The following is a 17,622-nucleotide window of genomic DNA, read 5'->3' as shown; positions in this document are numbered from 1 at the left end:
ATTAAACAAGTGAAATGATTCAATTTCCAGATTCACTCTTTTCTTCTACAGGTTGAGGCTTTTCATCCTGTATTTTCTGTGTACTATCAGATTCACTTTTATTGTCGTCCTTAAGTTCAAAGATAAACTCACCACCTTCATCCCCTACATTCTTTAGGGGAGCTCCTCTCGGAATCTGTCCATTGAGGCGCCCGACATCCTTTTTCACAAACTGTATCAAGTCTGATATGGCTACCTTATTCTCTTCATTATTTTTAAAGAATTTGAGCATTGCCTGATTGAATGGACTGTGTGCCCCCATGATTCCATCAGACACTGGTTCCAACATACCTGATGTAAATCCCCATCTTGAACGGTATTTTGAGATAGCGTCTTCAAAACTTCCGCCCCTATATGAATCTTCGAAAATGGTTCCTGCAAAACAGGCATCAGCAATAATGAAAATGTGCTTTGCCTTCATTTCCTTGACAATCTTCAACAAGAAACTATTTGAGATATAAGTATCCCATTGATACTGGTTACTGGTTGACTTTTTACCATCATAAGGAATCCAAAAACCTTCCCTCAATATCTGGTTATAAATACCATGTCCTGAATAATAGATGATCAGGTTATCATTCCATTGCAGTTTGTCCACCAACCCGGTAAGCGTTTCTATAATAGACTCTTTTGTGGCTTGCTGGTTATAAAGCCTTATCACATTCTCCTTGTCAAACTGGTATTTCTTTACCAGCAACTTAGAGAATGCCTGTACATCATAAACGGCATTAAACAATTCCGGAAAACGGTTTCCTTCCGCATATTTATCTATCCCTATCGTCAATAAATAATTGACACCTTCCTCATCCTTGACAATCAATTCATCATTCTCCCTCCTTGTAATGACCAGTTCTCGCTCTGCAATATTTCCATTGATATCAGACGCCTTTATCCTCACCCTGTTTTCTCCTATTGCAATATTGAGTAACACCTCAAACACATTTCCTTCATTCAACCTCATCTTAATCCCGTTGATATACACTGCTTGTACACCATACTCATCCACTACTGCACCTTTAATCAAAATCTGGTCATCTGCTATCAGCAACCTTCCCCCCGAACTACCGGAGAAATAATGGTAATCATAGGAGGGTTCACATCGGTCGTATCTCGATAATGAATCGGAGGAGAAATATCAAGGTTGGAAACCTCCCATAGGTACATATCTTCACTCATAAAAGGTGTTGTGGCTAGATATTTCCCTTTGGGATCAAAATGTATTGAGGTAATCGAGCCTCCATTTTTAATCACATTCCTACTTTTAAAAACCTTGTTTTCAACATCCCAAATAATAAAGCTTTCATCCTGACTGCATGATGCCAGAAAACGTCCATCAGGGCTGAACGACAAGTCATACACCCATCCAGTATGGTGTCCTCCTTCCATACTTTGCCACTCAAGGTTTCCAATATTGAATTTGACAAGCAGTACAGTACCATCATCGGACCCTGTTGCCAAAAGCTTTCCATCAGGACTGAATCCCAAAGCCCTCACCCAGTCTGTATGATTGGGTATTATGGTCAGTAAATCTCCCTCTGGTAGTTTTCTTACTACAATCTTTCTATCTGCACCTGCGCTAACCAAGTATTTACTGTCAGGACTAATGGCCACTTCCAGCACTTTCTGGTCATGATCCTTGAATACCTTCAGTTGTTTCCCTGTCTTAATATCCCATAACCTCACCGTTTTGTCTTTTCCTCCACTAGCCATTATCTCCCCTTTCCACAATACAAAAATTGCCGTCACATCATTGGTATGCCCTTTAAATTCAAGAACCTTACTCAAGGTTTCAAGGTCCCTCATTACAATATTATGAGACTCTGTCGGAGCGAATTCCGGCCGTTTATTAAAAAATCTTTTTAATGGGTTTGTTTCTCCTGTATAGAGAATATACTTGCTGTCAGGGGTATAAGAGAAGCTATTAACCTTACTGAATTCAGTATTGATCTCTAAGTACTTACCTCTACTACCTGAAAGCCATAGTGTTATCTGATCTTTTCTGGATACACCTACATATTCACCGTCAGGAGTAAACAACACCTTTCGACACTCAACCCCCATAGGTAATACTACTTGTACCCCTTGGGCTGCCGTTTCAGAAGCTAAAGACAGACAAATTAATAGTGGAAATATCAAATGGAAGAAAAGCTTATTCATAAGCAATGCAGTATAAATGAAGTGCTAATCCTAATTTACATAATTTATTGTTGCACTTCTCCCTTTCAGCAGATTCAGCAACTCCTTTTATCATTATAACTTCAACTACACATATATACACTAAGTATTTAACATTAATTACAACATCTTCCTCCTTCACTATATCGTATAATATTTTCAAGACACTGTACAAATCAACTCACTGACTACCAAACCAGTAATATGAAAAAACTAATTGTATTCGTAAGCTGTTTATTCACCCTTACGTGCTTCAGTCAGCTATACGCACAAGAGTTGAATGAAGGCAAAACACAAGACGAAAAGCAGCTGACGAAGCAGGAAAAAAAGGAACTGAAAAAGCAGCAAAAGCTCGAACGAAAAAAACAGAAGAGTGATGAGAGCACTGAGTTGCACAACAATGCTGTAAATGCGATAAAGAGTAAACAGTTTATATTGGAAACACATACCCTTTACAACAAAAGAGGGTATCCTGTAAATGTCAGCCCCAATACCAACTTTGTGGGTATGAATGGTGAAAATGTAGTGATTCAGCTCGCTTTTCCTGGTGGTGTTATTGGTCCAAATGGTATAGGAGGTATTACAGTAACCGGAAAAGCTTCAGCTGTTGAGATACGAGAGTCAAAAAAAGGAGCCTTGACAATGAGTATGAATGTTATAGGACCGATGGTGAACTCTCAAATAGTCATCACATTAAATGCAGGCAGTAATCTTGCTCAGGCACATGTGGCACAACAAACAAAAAGTGGTCGTTTGCGCTTTAGCGGATATTTGGTTCCCATGGAAGAGTCTGATGTCTATGAAAGTCCTAGACAATATTGATAAAAAAAGCCCTGCATGACGACAGGGCTTTTTCTATTTATTCATTATTCAGCTTCAAAGTTTTCACCACTTTCCAACCAAAGCTTATTGTAATCATAGCTCTCATGGTTTGGGTAAATAGCATAGAACTTGTCTGTGACCATTTTGAAGAGCTTTTCACGCAACTCCTCTATGTTCTGCTTTTTGGCTGCCGAAATAAACACACAATTTGTTCCTTTGGCAAAGTAACTTTGCTTCCACTCTTCTATCGTTGACGGTGGATGCTCCTCAAATGGAGGATACTCTTTATCCTCGAAAGTATCGATTTTATTGAACACCAATAAGGTTGGCTTGTCTCCAGCACCAATCTCATTCAAGGTTTCATTCACTACCTGAATATGCTCCTCAAAAGATTCATGTGAAATATCCACCACATGAAGCAGGATGTCCGCATCCACAATATCATCCAAGGTAGACTTAAAACCTTCAATCAGCATGTGAGGTAGCTTACGGATAAAACCTACCGTATCTGTCAACAAGAAAGGTACATTGTTCAGCACCATCTTTCTCACTGTAGAGTCTACCGTTGCGAATAGCTTGTTCTCAGCAAATACATCCGCTTTACCAATGCTATTCATGATTGTAGACTTACCCACGTTGGTATAACCAACCAATGCTACACGCACCTGACGGTCTCGGGACTTTCTCCTCAGTGTACTCTGCTTATCAATCTTTGAAAGCTTCTGCTTCAACAAGGCAATCTTGTCTCGGATAATACGCTTATCTGTTTCAAGTTCTGTCTCACCAGGACCTTTCATACCAATACCACCACGCTGTCTGGAGTGGTGAGACCAAAGGTTGGTCAGTCTTGGCAACATGTATTGATATTGAGCAAGCTCTACCTGCAATTTAGATTGTGCCGTTTGCGCACGCTTAGAAAAAATCTGTAAAATCAGTAAGCTTCGGTCAATGACCATCACATCCTGAAGTTCACGGTCAAGGTTTCTGGAATGTGCCATTGTCAGGTCATCATCAAAAATGATCATATCCACATCATAGTGCTTGACATAGGCTACAATCTCCTCCAACTTTCCTTTTCCGACAAAAGTTTTAGGGTCAGGCATGTCCAGTCGCTGAACAAAAGTTTTCAGTGTCTTGATTCCCAGCGTTTCTGCCAAAAACGCTAACTCATCCAGATACTCTTCAGCCTTTTGGGTAGTTTGTGCTTTTGGAGACACAGCTACCAATACAGCGGTAGGTTCTTTGGTCTCACTTGTATATTGAAATTCTTTCTTCAAAGTATAAAATATGCTTAGTTAAAATATATGCTATATGTCTTATCAAAAGATAATCTGGCTCAAAAACAGTATTATTTCTTATATCATATAACTGATCTGAAAAAGGTTTTGGCTATGAAAAGTGTTAATGTTTCCTAGAGGTGTGCAAAAGTAAGCATTTATCATGATGATTTCTACTGATCAATCACTGCTAAATCAAGACCTATCACGTTAGAGCACATAACATAAGCTTCTCTCAAATGTCTGACGGCAATCTGTAAACTATTGTCTTATTATTTATCTTAGCGCTCGGAAAAAGCAAACTTGAATATGAAGCACATCGACAATATTATATTTGACCTTGGCGGAGTCATCCTAAACATTCGCTACCAGAACTCAATCGAAGCCTTAAGCAAACTAAGTGGAAAGGATGTCCAGACGCTTTATACCCAGCATCATCAAACCTCTTTGTTCGATGATTATGAGACTGGAAAAACTACTTCAGCACAATTCCGTCAGGGGCTACGTGAGCTACTAGAGACAGACCTGTCTGACAACCAAATTGATCAAGCATGGAATGCGATGCTACTTGACCTTCCTGCCGAGCGTATTCACCTGATTGAACAAATCAGAAAAGATAAACGTGTTTTCCTGCTCAGCAATACAAACGAAATACATAAAACAGAATTCTGTAAAACGTTTGATACTGTTATGGGAGCTGAATACGGAGGAATTGACAACGTATTTGAAAAAGCTTACTATTCACATGAAATGGGCGATAGAAAACCCCACCCAAGTATTTTCCAGACAGTTATAGAAGAGCAGAAACTTGATCCTGCCAAGACACTGTTTATTGATGATACAGTCCAACATATTGAAGGTGCTCAAAAAACAGGATTACAAACAATCCATTTGAATAATGGCACTACAATATTGGACATATTTAAAGAGTACTATCAATAATACAAAATACATACAGGAAAGTGTTTCAGTAGGCTTTCCTGTATTTGTTGTTGCTAAAACTAAACAGGGAGAATCAAGGTGAGACTAAACAAGCCTATCATACGATATTATTTGCTTGAAGGGAAACGTATGTTCAGCCAGCAAATATCCAAAATTCTGTATTGGAGTTTTGGCATTTGCCTACTTCTGGCCGTGGGATGGGGTATCAACCTGAACTACTTCAAGCCCTCTAGTATCGCATTATTTTTTGAAAGAATGTTCTTTGAATATGCCATCGAACACCCTGAATTGCTGACTGATACACAGGCACTCAATTTTCATACGCAGTTCCTAAAGGACAACATGCAGAGTGACCACCACTGGTACTTGAATGACCTTTCAGAAATGCAATTGAAAGCAGACTCACAAATGATCCAAAACCAATTGGAAATGCTCAACGGATACCGTTCATTTCTGATGGATGAGGAAGAGAAAAGATCTTCGAACACATTTCGATATATCACAGAGGATCGCCTCACTTCCGACCTGATCTATTCCAATTTGAAATACCCAATTGACCATATAAATGGTATTCATATACGACTGCCTCTGTTTATGGTTAATTCCCATAAAATTGGGGACTTGTCAGATGCAAAAGGGTACATCGAAAGGCTATACCAAGTACAGGATAAAATTTCAGCTCTCATTTCAGGCAAAGCTTTGAATCCCTCTCCTGAAATACAGCAAGTCAGTACCGCAGGAATTATTCACAGGCGGGAAAATGAATCTTTGGAAGAAGCACTTGACCTATTCCATTACAAGGACGGCTTGTCCATTCCTCCTCGCTTAGTGCTTGAAACTGTCGAAAAACAGATTGATGCATTACTGTCTACAGTTCCAACACGCAATGTTTTTTACGTTGACTTCAGCAGAAAACTCAAGCAAATTGAAAAATCGCTGGATGAAGACACCAAAAGTGAACTCTACTACCAGTTAGGAAGGGCTGTAAAAGAAAGTGTAATTCCTTCTTTTCACTCGCTAAAGCAGTGTGTCCAAAGAATGAAGGATATTGCTCCTGATGAGGTTACAATTGCACAATTCTCTCTTGGTGACATGTACTATCAGCACCTCCTGACCCGATACTTAGGTACAGATCAACAAACAGTTGACCTTGTACTTACTCCTGATAGTCTTATGAGGCTGGCTGAAAAAGAGATTGAAATCCGCCAAAGCAGCTTGATTCCACTCTTGCAAGATGTACTTGAACTTCATGATGAAGCTGAGTTTGCTGTTTTATGGGAAAAATACCAAGATGATGTCCAACAGCATAAGGAGGCGCTACTCCCTTCTACAATGCTAAACTTGGCATTGGATACCATCTCGCCAATCTATAAATTTACACAGGAGCTTACAGGGGAAGCTAACTTTCCACTCCCAGAAGTCCGGAAGTCAATCAGTGTGTTACGCAATACGATGACATTTGCAAAATACTACCCTGGAGGCTTTTTTCACTCAAGAGCAGGTACGCTTTACCTTCCCGACTCCATTCCTGAAGAAACTACTGTAAAGGCAACTTCAAAACTTTGGGACCTGATGTACCTACTGCCAGGAACCCACTTACAAAAAAGCATTCAAAGACAGCAAAAGCAACTGCCTCATTTCCGTAAAGTAACCAACTTTCTGTACTTTACTGAAGGGTGGCGATACTATACACTTGAAAAAGCTTTGCAGTATAACGGGCTTCAGAATGACAAGGCGCTCATGATTGCCATTCAGTATGAATTTCTCCGTAAAGCAGCCCAAATGGCTTGTGATCTAGGGATTCATTATATGCTTTGGAACTATGAAGAGGCCATGACCTATTTTAAAGAAAAGACATATGCATACGACCGAACGGCACATTACTCTATATTGGAGTGCATAGCACTTCCAGGGGCCTCCACAGCCTATTTACCTGGTAAACTTATACTGTCAAGGCTGGAAGAAGATACTCGAATGCTTATGGGGTCAAACTACAATCAACAGACATTTCACTTGTACCTTTTAAAGTTGGGAGAGCTACCAATGGTAGAATTACAAAGAGCCTCCCAACAATATATAACCGCTCTTGCCACTGAGCAATAGCACACTAACTTAAATTTTTTCACTAAGGCAAAATTATTCACACAAAACATTATGTTAATCTCTTTTGATTGTATCATAATATATTATATGGTATTTTTGCCGCATATTTTATAAACTTACAGAGGATGAGCTTGAATATTAGAGAAGAAAACGGTTTTAAGTACATTGATGAGGGCGAAGGGGAAGTGCTTTTACTCCTGCACGGACTTTTCGGAGCTTTGAGCAACTGGTCGGGCGTACTTGACCATTTTTCAAAGAAATACAGGGTAATCATCCCTATGCTACCTATCTATGAGATTCCATTAAAACAGGCTGGACTAGAAGGTTTGACCTCTCATGTAGAAGAGTTTGTAGCTCTCAAAGGGCTTGAAAATATGACTTTGCTAGGTAACTCACTTGGTGGACATGTTGGGTTAATCTATACCTTAAGAAATCAAGACAAGGTTAAAAGACTTATCTTGACAGGAAGCTCTGGACTATATGAAAACAGCATGGGTGCTTCTTATCCTAAAAGAGGTAGCTACGAATTCATCAAGGAAAAAGTAGCCTATACTTTCTATGACCCTGAAGTTGCCAGCAAGGAGCTCGTAGATGAGGTGTTTGAGATCACAAACTCCAATGCCAAATGTCTACGTATCGTGTATATTGCCAGGTCTGCTCAACGCCACAATATGCGTGATGAAATCAAGGCAATTACAGTACCTACATTGCTAATCTGGGGATTGAATGATACAATTACACCTCCTCAAGTAGCACATGAGTTCAATAGCCTGATTCCTAACAGTGAACTAAAGTTTATCGATAAATGTTGTCATGCGCCAATGATGGAGCAACCTGAAGCATTTAACCATATTTTGGATTCCTTCTTGGAGCAAAACAGAATTTAAGTTATCTTTTATCGTAGATAAAAATTAAACATTACATAAGTACCGAAGAATGAGAATTAACTAAACAATCATCCTTTCTTCGGTACTTTTTGTATTTTGTACGGTATGCATCAGATAACAGAAGGAACCTCTATGATTGCACAAGAATATATTAACCAACTCGTCCCATCTGTCCAAAAAGGCGACCCCACCGATAAAATCTTTGATTGGATGGATGAATTCGGCGTCCAACAGCTCCCCGTAGTAGAAAATGGAAAATACTATGGTATCATCTCCGAAAGTGATCTTTTTGACCTAGACCTTACGCATGGTGTTAATTCCTTGGAGTATGCACTCATCAAACATCAGGAAGTCTATGTGACACAGTATATGCACTTATATGAAGTTCTTTATGCTGTTGAAGAACACGACACTGATATTCTTCCTGTCCTTGATGATCAAAAGCACTATATCGGAAGTATTATCATTAAAGACTTGGTAAAGGCTGTTGCCAGTATGTTTGCCAGTCAAATGCCCGGTGGTATTGTTGTCCTTCAAGTAGATGCCATTCAGTATTCTTTGGCTGAGATCAGTAGGCTTGTAGAATCCAATAACACACGCATTCTCAGCACATATATCCAACATATTCCAGATGATCCTCAAAAAATGTTAGTCACTTTGAAAGTGAATACCAAGGACTTATCCTACATAATCGCCACTTTCGAACGATTTAACTACCAAATAATCAGTCAGTTCAGTGATGAAGACGTTAGAAACAACCGTTCAGAACGTATTCAGATGTTATTGAAATACTTGGAATTGTAAGCCTAAATTGAAGGACAGTTCGACAATATTCCATAATATTGTCACTATCTAACAAACAGGTAATACATTCAAATGACTAGAATTGCAATTCATAGCAGAAAGCTTGATCCAGAAAAAGTACCATTCTTATTTAAGATAATTGACAATCTTTCTAAAAGATCAAATGTCGATTTACTGCTTTCAGCAGAATTAAGTGATTTTATCTCAACTTTAAATAATACTAAACTACCTGTTTTCAACGTTTTTAAAGATCATAAGGATCTAGAAAAAGTACACTATATGATTAGCTTTGGTGGTGATGGAACATTACTCCAAGCTTTAACATATATTAAAGATCTACCGATTCCTGTACTTGGTGTGAATGCAGGGCGTCTTGGTTTTTTAGCAACTACGCCAAAAGAGAATGTAGAAGCCGCAATTGATGCAATGCTAAACGGCAACTACACCATTGATGAGCGCATTATGTTAAAACTTGAGTCCAATCAGGATATTTTTAATGGCCTGAATTTTGGACTAAATGAATTTACAATAACGAAAAGAGATACCTCATCAATGATTCAAGTACACACTTACTTGGATGGTGAATATTTGAATACTTATTGGGCTGATGGACTAATTGTGTCTACACCTACAGGATCTACTGGGTATTCTTTGAGTGTAGGCGGACCTGTGGTCATTCCAGACTCTAATAATTTTATTATTTCACCTGTCTGCCCTCACAATCTAAATGTCAGACCTTTAGTGGTTTCTGACAACAGTGTCATCTCATTTGAGATAGAAGGCAGGAGTAAGAACTTTTTGGTATCATTAGATACGCGCTCTAGAGCTGTAGATGCCAGTATCAAATTAGCTGTAAGAAAAAATGATTACCCAGCAAGGCTAATCAAATTCAGCGGAGATAATTTTTTAAATACTTTGAGAATAAAACTTAATTGGGGGATTGATGCCCGAAATTGAAAAAAAAACTTAATATATACTGTTTTTCATATTCAAATCTTCAAAAAGGTACTCCAAAACTTGCACTGAATACAAATGCATTGCAAATGGACTGAAGATTTTACTATTTTTATTTCTGATTAATAAACTACACTATTCCAAATTTCTTTAATTCTTTAATAAGCCAAGAAAATTAAGACCAAATTTATAGCCTTAAGGCTTAAATACACTATTTATGAGAAAGCTGCGTATTCTTCTTCTCTTATTGGTAGGGCTCTCTATGGCCTATACTTCATATGGCCAGAGGTATAAATTTACCCGTAAAAAACGATACTGGAGTGTTGGTGGAACGATGAATGTTTCCCATTATTTAGGTGATGTTACTCCAAAATCTAACACAGGTAGCTTTGACTGGGATAAAACACGTCCAAGCTTTGGAGGTTTTGTAATGAAACGATTTACTCCAAGGGTCTCTGGCCGTTTAATGCTATCTGAAATTATTATTGCAGGTGACGATGCAAATGCAAAACAAAACTCAGAAAACTTAGGTCGATACTACCGTAACCTTCATTTCAGAAACTTTATTACTGAGCTCTCAGCAATGGCTGTTATTGATGTATTTAAAAATGAAGGTGTCTATTATCGTAGAAAGAAAATCCCTATTCCATATTTGTCTGTTGGTGTTGCTGTATTTCATCATGCACCTCAAGCACAAGACCCTAATAATGGAGATTGGACTAACCTAAGAAAGCTTGAAACTGAAGGTGAGAGCTACTCTCCTATTTCAATTGCATTTCCTGTAGGTATCGGTATCCGTTATAAAATCAGTAACAAGATGGATATTGGGGTTGAAGCACTAGTCCGCTATACACTCACAGACTACCTTGACGATGTTAGTGGTAAGTATTACAACCCAAATATAAGCGAGGATGCCTACCAATTTGCTTTTAGAGGTCATGAAAAAACTACAGCAGATGGTGATCCTAGGGATGTTCCTGACTTTATTGACATCTACAATGGTGGCAACCCTGATTACAGTACCTATCAGGAATTTGCGGAAAGCCAAGTAGATATTCGAGGGGACCCTGACAACAAAGATGTTTATATGAGTTTCGGTGTGTTTTTGAACTATATCTTTAGCAGTGGTGTAAAGACACCTAAATTCAGATAATAGTTATTAATATATCATGATTAAAATCCAGTGATTGTATCAATAGTCACTGGATTTTTTTAGCTTTAGCTTAACCTATTATGTATTTTGGAGGAGTTTTTGAAATTAGAATCCTTTAAAACCACTTGCATGTAAGAAATACCAGCTATTTCACTAAGCTTTTTTAAGGTTGCTCAATCATGATTAAACGTATTATATCTATTCTCACTTTTCTTTTACTTTCTGCTACTGTTGGCTTTTCTCAAGAATGGGAATTAGGACTAGGAGCAGGAGGGTCCATGTATATAGGAGATCTTGCTCAATACCCTGTCATATCCAACACAAGAGTAAGCGGGCAAATTCTAGCACGATACCATTTCAACAATTATGTAAGTTGGAGAAATAGGGTAATGGTCAGGTGGCTAACTGGTGATGATGCAGAAGTCAACAATGACTTCCAAAACATACGAAACTATAGCTTCAGTACTATATTCCCTGAGTTTTCAACTGGTGTAGAGTATAACTTTCTTCCTTTCAGAACAGACCGAAAACATCAGGATAAAATCACACCATATGTTTTTGCCTCATTAGGAGTAGGATATTTTATATGGTCCAAACGACCTGAAATGGTTTCTGGGGGTTCAGAACCACAACACCTAGCTGTTGTAGCACCTTTAGGTGTTGGAGTTAAAACTAGAATCAGTAAAAAATGGGATATGAATATTGAATTGGACATTACCCATTCTTTCTCTGACTATACAGAAGGGCTAAGAGACGTGAATCGTTCAGGAAACGCTCTGACTACACCTAAATTTGAGTATTATGATGATAAAACTAAAGATAACTTCTTTGCTCTATCTCTTATATTCAGTAGACATTTCTACACAGTGAAATGCCCACCCCCTAGCTACAATATTTTCTAAGATTCCTTTACATCTTATATACAACAAAGCACAGCCTTAAAAGCTGTGCTTTGTTATTTTTATTTACCAAAAACTTTATTTTTCTCTTTCGGTTATAGAGAAGTATCTACATTAACATCATATATAAAAGTAAACAGATGAATAACTTTGAGTTTCATAATCCTACCAAACTGATTTTTGGTAAAGACCAAATAAGTAATATCCCTAATGAAATTCCTGCTAACAGTAAAGTCCTTTTGGCATACGGCGGTGGTAGTATTAAAAAAAATGGAGTATATGATCAGGTAATAAATGCTCTCAAAGAATATAAGATCACTGAGTTTGGAGGTATCGAACCCAACCCCCATTACGAAACACTAATGAAAGCAGTAAAAATCATCCGCGAAGAAGGGATTGATTTTATTCTTGCCGTTGGTGGTGGCTCTGTAATTGACGGTGTTAAATTCATCTCTGCAGCCGTTCCATTTAAAGGAGACAATCCTTGGGATATTCTTAGCAAAGGGTTAGGCAAACAACTTACTGAGGCTATCCCATTTGGCACTATACTGACACTTCCTGCTACAGGATCAGAAATGAACTCAGGCTCTGTCGTAACACGTGTAGAAACGCAAGAAAAACTGGCTTTTGGAAGTCCTTTGTGTTTCCCTAAATTCTCCATTTTAGATCCTCAAGTTATCAGCTCCTTACCTGAACGACAAATTGCGAACGGTGTTACCGATGCTTTTACACATGTCATGGAGCAATACCTGACTTACCCTGCAAATGCACCACTACAGGACCGTATTGCAGAAGGAATCTTACATACACTCATTGAGGAAGGTCCTAAGGTATTAAAAGACCCCAATAATTATAATGCTGCATCGAACTTTATGTGGTCATGTACAATGGCTTTAAATGGCATTCTGAGACTTGGTGTCCCTACAGACTGGGCGACACATATGATTGGCCATGAATTAACGGCGCTTTACGGTATTGACCACGCTAGAACATTGGCAATTATAGCTCCAAACCTCTACCGTGTCATGTTTGATAATAAGAAAGACAAGTTAATCCAATATGGTGAAAGAATTTGGGGTATTACTGAAGGTTCAGATGATGAGCGAGCAGAGAATGCTATTATCAAAACTGTTGAGTTTTTCCATTCTCTAGGTATACAAACCAAAATTTCTGAATACACTGATGATTACCAGCAAACTTCAGATATCATTGTAAAAAGATTTGAAGATAGGGGTTGGAAAGGCTTAGGAGAAAAAGCTGATATTACACCCGAAAAAGTAAGGGAAATTGTTGAGATGAGCTATTAATCACTTCATCTATTCCTTAATTAGATAGAGTCCTTTGATTTCATTTTTAATGATGTTATCAAAGGACTTTATTTCTATTTTTAAAATAAAAATGTTTTGATAATAGTAAATATAATCACCACTACTAATAACCTTTTTACCCATATACCAGCCTTAGGATGAGTCGTTCCAAATACGCTAGCCAAATAAGCCCCTAACATTTGTCCTAAAGACAGTATTAATGCATAATACCAGTTGATTAAATCATTGTATATAAATATTGCTAATGCAGGAATAGTAAACACTAACACTGCCAATAACTTAAAACTATTTGCTTGAAGAATACTCCAGTTTGTAGTTACAGATAATGTTACCAATAGTAATATACCTACTCCTGCCTGAATAAAGCCTCCGTAAAAGCCCGATACAAATAACATTAAGTAAGCAAATACCTGTTTTATAAGGGACTTTGACTTTGGAGATTCATCCAATGTTGGTTTTACTTTGAAAATAGTGACCAAAAGAAGAATTACCATTATTCCTCCAATGACTTTCTCTAAAACTTCCTCATCAATATCCACTGCAAACCATGATCCGGCTAAAGCTCCTAATGTAATTGGAATCAAATATGGCCACTCTGAAGTTTCTAATAGTTTTTTATCATGAAACTTCTTAACAGACACCATTCCTTGAAGTAAAACACCCACTCTATTTGTCGCATTCGCAATATTTGCCGGTATTCCAGCAAATATCATTGCTGACAGTGTGAAAACTGATCCACCACCAGCTAATGTGTTAATTATTCCAGCAAAGAGACCTGCACTAAATAAGGTTAAGATTAATAGTAGCTCTTGAGTTTCCATATTGAAAAGTAGCAATTATTAAATACAAAAAAAGCCTTGCGACATATTGATATGTGCAAGGCTTTGTGCTTGTATAAGACTGGCAGTGACCTACTCTCCCGGGTGTTATCCCAGTACCATCGGCGCTGCGGGGCTTAACTGCTCTGTTCGGAATGGGAAGAGGTGTTCACCCGCGCTCTCACCGCCATGAAGGCTTTTGAAAGGCTTTCTGTTTCTTTGATTTTTATAGTACCATACTGCCTGGAGGCCTGCCCGCCTTGCGGGCAGAAGAAAAGCGAAGGAAAGTCACGGGGGATTAGTACTGCTCGGCCCGGGTCTCTCAACCCTTTCACCTGCAGCCTATCGACGTTGTCATCTACAACACCCCTTTAAGGGAAGCCTCATCTCGGAGCGGGTTTCGCGCTTAGATGCTTTCAGCGCTTATCCCATCCGAACATAGCTACCCGGCAATGCTCCTGGCGGAACAACCGGTGCACCAGAGGTTCGTCCAACTCGGTCCTCTCGTACTAAAGTCAGAACTCCTCAGGCTTCCTACGCCCACAACAGATAGAGACCGAACTGTCTCACGACGTTCTGAACCCAGCTCGCGTGCCACTTTAATGGGCGAACAGCCCAACCCTTGGGACCTTCTCCAGCCCCAGGACGTGACGAGCCGACATCGAGGTGCCAAACCTCCCCGTCGATGTGAGCTCTTGGGGGAGATCAGCCTGTTATCCCCAGAGTACCTTTTATCCTTTGAGCGATGGCCCTTCCATGCGGAACCACCGGATCACTATGTCCTAGTTTCCTACCTGCTCGGCTTGTCAGCCTCACAGTCAAGCCCCCTTGTGCCATTGCGCTCTCTGCACGGTTGCCGACCGTACGGAGGGGACCTTTGAAAGCCTCCGTTACTCTTTTGGAGGCGACCACCCCAGTCAAACTACCCGCCAAGCAATGTCCCCCGTTAAGGGTTAGACACCAGGCAAGCAAAGGGCGGTATTTCAAGGGCGACTCCCCGGATCCTGGCGAACCCGGTTCACAGTCTCCCGCCTATCCTACACATCACTTACCCAGAGCCAATGCTAAGCTGCAGTAAAGGTTCATGGGGTCTTTTCGTCCCGTTGCGGGTACGCGGCATCTTCACCGCGACTACAATTTCACCGAGCTCATGGCCGAGACAGTGCCCAGATCGTTACACCATTCGTGCAGGTCGGAACTTACCCGACAAGGAATTTCGCTACCTTAGGACCGTTATAGTTACGGCCGCCGTTTACCGGGGCTTCGGTTCAACGCTTCGCTTACGCTAACGTCCCCCCTTAACCTTCCGGCACCGGGCAGGTGTCAGGCCTTATACATCGTCTTTCAACTTCGCAAAGCCATGTGTTTTTGTTAAACAGTCGCCTGGGCCTTTTCACTGCGGCCTCTCCCGAAGGAGGAGGCGTCCTTTCTCCCGAAGTTACAGGACCATTTTGCCTAGTTCCTTAGCCATGAATCACTCGAGCGCCTTAGTATGCTCAACCCAACCACCTGTGTCGGTTTGCGGTACGGGCCGCATGGCTTGCTTTTCTTGGAAGCGTGCTCCCCCTGCTATCTGCGCCCCCGAGGGTTTGCAGTACTGTCGGACGAGTCCTTCAACGCAGTATTCCGTCACTGCGCGAGGAGTCACACACTCCGTCACTTTCGTTGCCATGCGGGTGCGGGAATATTTGCCCGCTTGCCATCGGCATCGCCCTTCGGCTTAGCCTTAGGTCCCGACTGACCCCGGGCCGATTAGCGTTGCCCGGGAAACCTTGGTCTTTCGGCGAGAGGGGTTCCCACCCTCTTTATCGTTACTTATGCCTACATTTGCTTTTCTACGCGCTCCACCACACATCACCATGCGGCTTCGATGCCCGTAGAATGCTCCCCTACCACTATTGCTAGTCCGCGGCTTCGGTACTGTGTTTAATGCCCGATTATTATCGATGCGCTGTCACTCGACCAGTGAGCTGTTACGCACTCTTTAAATGAATGGCTGCTTCCAAGCCAACATCCTGGCTGTCTCCGCGACTGCACTTCCTTTGTTCAACTTAACACAGATTTGGGGACCTTAGCCGGCGGTCTGGGTTCTTTCCCTCTCGGACTGGGACCTTAGCACCCCAGCCCTCACTGCAGGGCTTAATCTTGCGGCATTCGGAGTTCGTCTGGATTCGGTAGGCGGTGAAGCCCCCTAGTCCAATCGGTAGCTCTACCTCCGCAAGAAAACACCCCACGCTGCCCCTAAAGGCATTTCGGGGAGTACGAGCTATTTCCGAGTTTGATTGGCCTTTCACCCCTACCCACAGCTCATCCAAAGACTTTTCAACGTCAACTGGTTCGGGCCTCCAACGGGTGTTACCCCGTCTTCACCCTGGCCATGGGTAGATCACACGGTTTCGCGTCTGCCCCCACCAACTATGGCGCCCTATTCAGACTCGCTTTCGCTGCGGCTCCGTCCCTTGAAGAACTTAACCTTGCTGGTGAGGTGCAACTCGTAGGCTCATTATGCAAAAGGCACGCCGTCACCCAACTGATGGGCTCCGACCGCTTGTAGGCGTACAGTTTCAGGATCTGTTTCACCCCGTTATTCACGGTGCTTTTCACCTTTCCCTCACGGTACTTGTTCGCTATCGGTCTTCCAGGAGTATTTAGCCTTGGCAGATGGTGCTGCCTGCTTCAGAGGGAGTTTCACCGGCTCCCCCCTACTCAGGGTACTTGCCTGATCAACACATTGCCTGTACGGGACTCTCACCCTCTGCGGCGGCGCTTTCCAGCGCCTTCCAGTTCCGTGTCTTCACATTATGCAAGCCCTACAACCCCGACAGTGCCGTAACACCGACGGTTTGGGCTTCTCCGCGTTCGCTCGCCACTACTTGCGGAATCACTCTTGTTTTCTCTTCCTGCGGGTACTTAGATGTTTCAGTTCCCCGCGTTGGCTCTAAAACCATGCCTTCAGCATGGTGGGTTGTCCCATTCGGATACCTTCGGATCAAGGGTCATGTGCACCTCCCCGAAGTTTTTCGCAGCTTGTCGCGTCCTTCATAGCCTCTGGAAGCCCAGGCATCCACTGTACGCCCTTTATTACTTTCTCTTGCTTTTCTTCTTGCCGCCTGCCGTCAATACCGAACAATCAGCATCAACTGCGGCAGGCAGGCCTCGTTGCTTTTTAATTTGGCAGTATGTCAAAGAACCTTTCTTTTCCGTCTTGCGGTCTCCCTTGTCCTGTTTCTCGTCTGAAACTTGAAGGGAATACCCGGAAAATGAGGTGGAGGATATCGGAGTCGAACCGATGACCTCCTGCGTGCAAAGCAGGCGCTCTAGCCAGCTGAGCTAATCCCCCGGTCATCTAATCTCAAGGATTGTTTTGAGTGACTTGGACAGTGTTCACGCCGTACAACCAACGGCACAGGCGCCTTCCCCT

At 41.2% G+C, this 17,622-nt stretch carries 13 protein-coding genes, 1 tRNA gene and 2 rRNA genes; 9 read left to right on the top strand and 7 right to left on the bottom strand.

Annotated elements, in window-relative coordinates:
* Positions 1 to 19: 19 nt before the first annotated feature.
* Together V6R21_RS08750 and V6R21_RS08745 are read right to left on the bottom strand one after the other, a co-directional pair.
* Positions 20 to 1,063: a caspase family protein gene (locus V6R21_RS08750; RefSeq protein WP_334242797.1), complete on the bottom strand. Its 1,044-nt coding sequence runs from the start codon at positions 1,061 to 1,063 to the stop codon at positions 20 to 22.
* 17 nt (positions 1,064 to 1,080) lie between these two features.
* Complete coding sequence (locus tag V6R21_RS08745) at positions 1,081 to 2,196, bottom strand: WD40 repeat domain-containing protein (protein WP_334242794.1); 1,116 nt, start codon at positions 2,194 to 2,196, stop codon at positions 1,081 to 1,083.
* Positions 2,197 to 2,418: 222 nt separating this feature from the next.
* Between V6R21_RS08745 and V6R21_RS08740 the strand changes: the two genes are divergently transcribed.
* Positions 2,419 to 3,036: a DUF4251 domain-containing protein gene (locus V6R21_RS08740; protein ID WP_334242792.1), complete on the top strand. Its 618-nt coding sequence runs from the start codon at positions 2,419 to 2,421 to the stop codon at positions 3,034 to 3,036.
* Between the two features lie 44 nt (positions 3,037 to 3,080).
* On the opposite strand, the gene hflX is transcribed toward V6R21_RS08740, so the two are convergent.
* On the bottom strand, positions 3,081 to 4,313 hold the full coding sequence (gene hflX / locus V6R21_RS08735; protein WP_334242790.1) for a GTPase HflX: 1,233 nt from the start codon (positions 4,311 to 4,313) through the stop codon (positions 3,081 to 3,083).
* A 309-nt stretch (positions 4,314 to 4,622) separates the two neighbouring features.
* On the opposite strand from hflX, the gene V6R21_RS08730 reads away from it, so the two are divergent.
* The 8 genes from V6R21_RS08730 to V6R21_RS08695 all read left to right on the top strand — a co-directional run bounded on the left by V6R21_RS08730 (position 4,623) and on the right by V6R21_RS08695 (position 13,362).
* Positions 4,623 to 5,255: an HAD family hydrolase gene (locus V6R21_RS08730; RefSeq protein WP_334242788.1), complete on the top strand. Its 633-nt coding sequence runs from the start codon at positions 4,623 to 4,625 to the stop codon at positions 5,253 to 5,255.
* A gap of 78 nt (positions 5,256 to 5,333) precedes the next feature.
* Entirely contained in the window at positions 5,334 to 7,358 is a 2,025-nt protein-coding gene (locus tag V6R21_RS08725) for a DUF885 family protein (RefSeq protein WP_334242786.1), read from the top strand.
* Positions 7,359 to 7,483: 125 nt separating this feature from the next.
* Entirely contained in the window at positions 7,484 to 8,245 is a 762-nt protein-coding gene (locus V6R21_RS08720) for an alpha/beta fold hydrolase (RefSeq protein WP_334242784.1), read from the top strand.
* Positions 8,246 to 8,350: 105 nt separating this feature from the next.
* Entirely contained in the window at positions 8,351 to 9,049 is a 699-nt protein-coding gene (locus V6R21_RS08715) for a CBS domain-containing protein (RefSeq protein ID WP_334242782.1), read from the top strand.
* A 72-nt stretch (positions 9,050 to 9,121) separates the two neighbouring features.
* The gene (locus V6R21_RS08710; protein ID WP_334242780.1) at positions 9,122 to 10,006 is read left to right on the top strand and encodes an NAD kinase; all 885 of its coding nucleotides are present in this window, start codon (positions 9,122 to 9,124) and stop codon (positions 10,004 to 10,006) included.
* A gap of 214 nt (positions 10,007 to 10,220) precedes the next feature.
* Positions 10,221 to 11,156: a DUF6089 family protein gene (locus V6R21_RS08705; protein WP_334242778.1), complete on the top strand. Its 936-nt coding sequence runs from the start codon at positions 10,221 to 10,223 to the stop codon at positions 11,154 to 11,156.
* A gap of 179 nt (positions 11,157 to 11,335) precedes the next feature.
* On the top strand, positions 11,336 to 12,058 hold the full coding sequence (gene porG / locus V6R21_RS08700; RefSeq protein ID WP_334242775.1) for a type IX secretion system protein PorG: 723 nt from the start codon (positions 11,336 to 11,338) through the stop codon (positions 12,056 to 12,058).
* A gap of 137 nt (positions 12,059 to 12,195) precedes the next feature.
* Entirely contained in the window at positions 12,196 to 13,362 is a 1,167-nt protein-coding gene (locus V6R21_RS08695) for an iron-containing alcohol dehydrogenase (RefSeq protein ID WP_334242773.1), read from the top strand.
* Between the two features lie 80 nt (positions 13,363 to 13,442).
* Here V6R21_RS08695 and V6R21_RS08690 read toward each other — a convergent pair whose 3' ends face one another.
* From V6R21_RS08690 to V6R21_RS08675, 4 genes are all read right to left on the bottom strand, one after another.
* Positions 13,443 to 14,204: a sulfite exporter TauE/SafE family protein gene (locus V6R21_RS08690; RefSeq protein WP_334242771.1), complete on the bottom strand. Its 762-nt coding sequence runs from the start codon at positions 14,202 to 14,204 to the stop codon at positions 13,443 to 13,445.
* Between the two features lie 77 nt (positions 14,205 to 14,281).
* A 5S ribosomal RNA gene (rrf, locus tag V6R21_RS08685) occupies positions 14,282 to 14,393 on the bottom strand.
* An 87-nt stretch (positions 14,394 to 14,480) separates the two neighbouring features.
* A 23S ribosomal RNA gene (locus V6R21_RS08680) occupies positions 14,481 to 17,292 on the bottom strand.
* Between the two features lie 175 nt (positions 17,293 to 17,467).
* Positions 17,468 to 17,541, bottom strand: a tRNA-Ala gene (locus V6R21_RS08675).
* Positions 17,542 to 17,622 lie beyond the last annotated feature (81 nt).

The sequence above is a fragment of the Limibacter armeniacum genome, assembly GCF_036880985.1.
In the GTDB taxonomy this organism is placed as follows: domain Bacteria; phylum Bacteroidota; class Bacteroidia; order Cytophagales; family Flammeovirgaceae; genus Limibacter; species Limibacter armeniacum.
The sequence above is the reverse complement of the archived record's forward strand: the minus strand, read 5'-3'. Positions and strand labels throughout refer to the sequence as shown.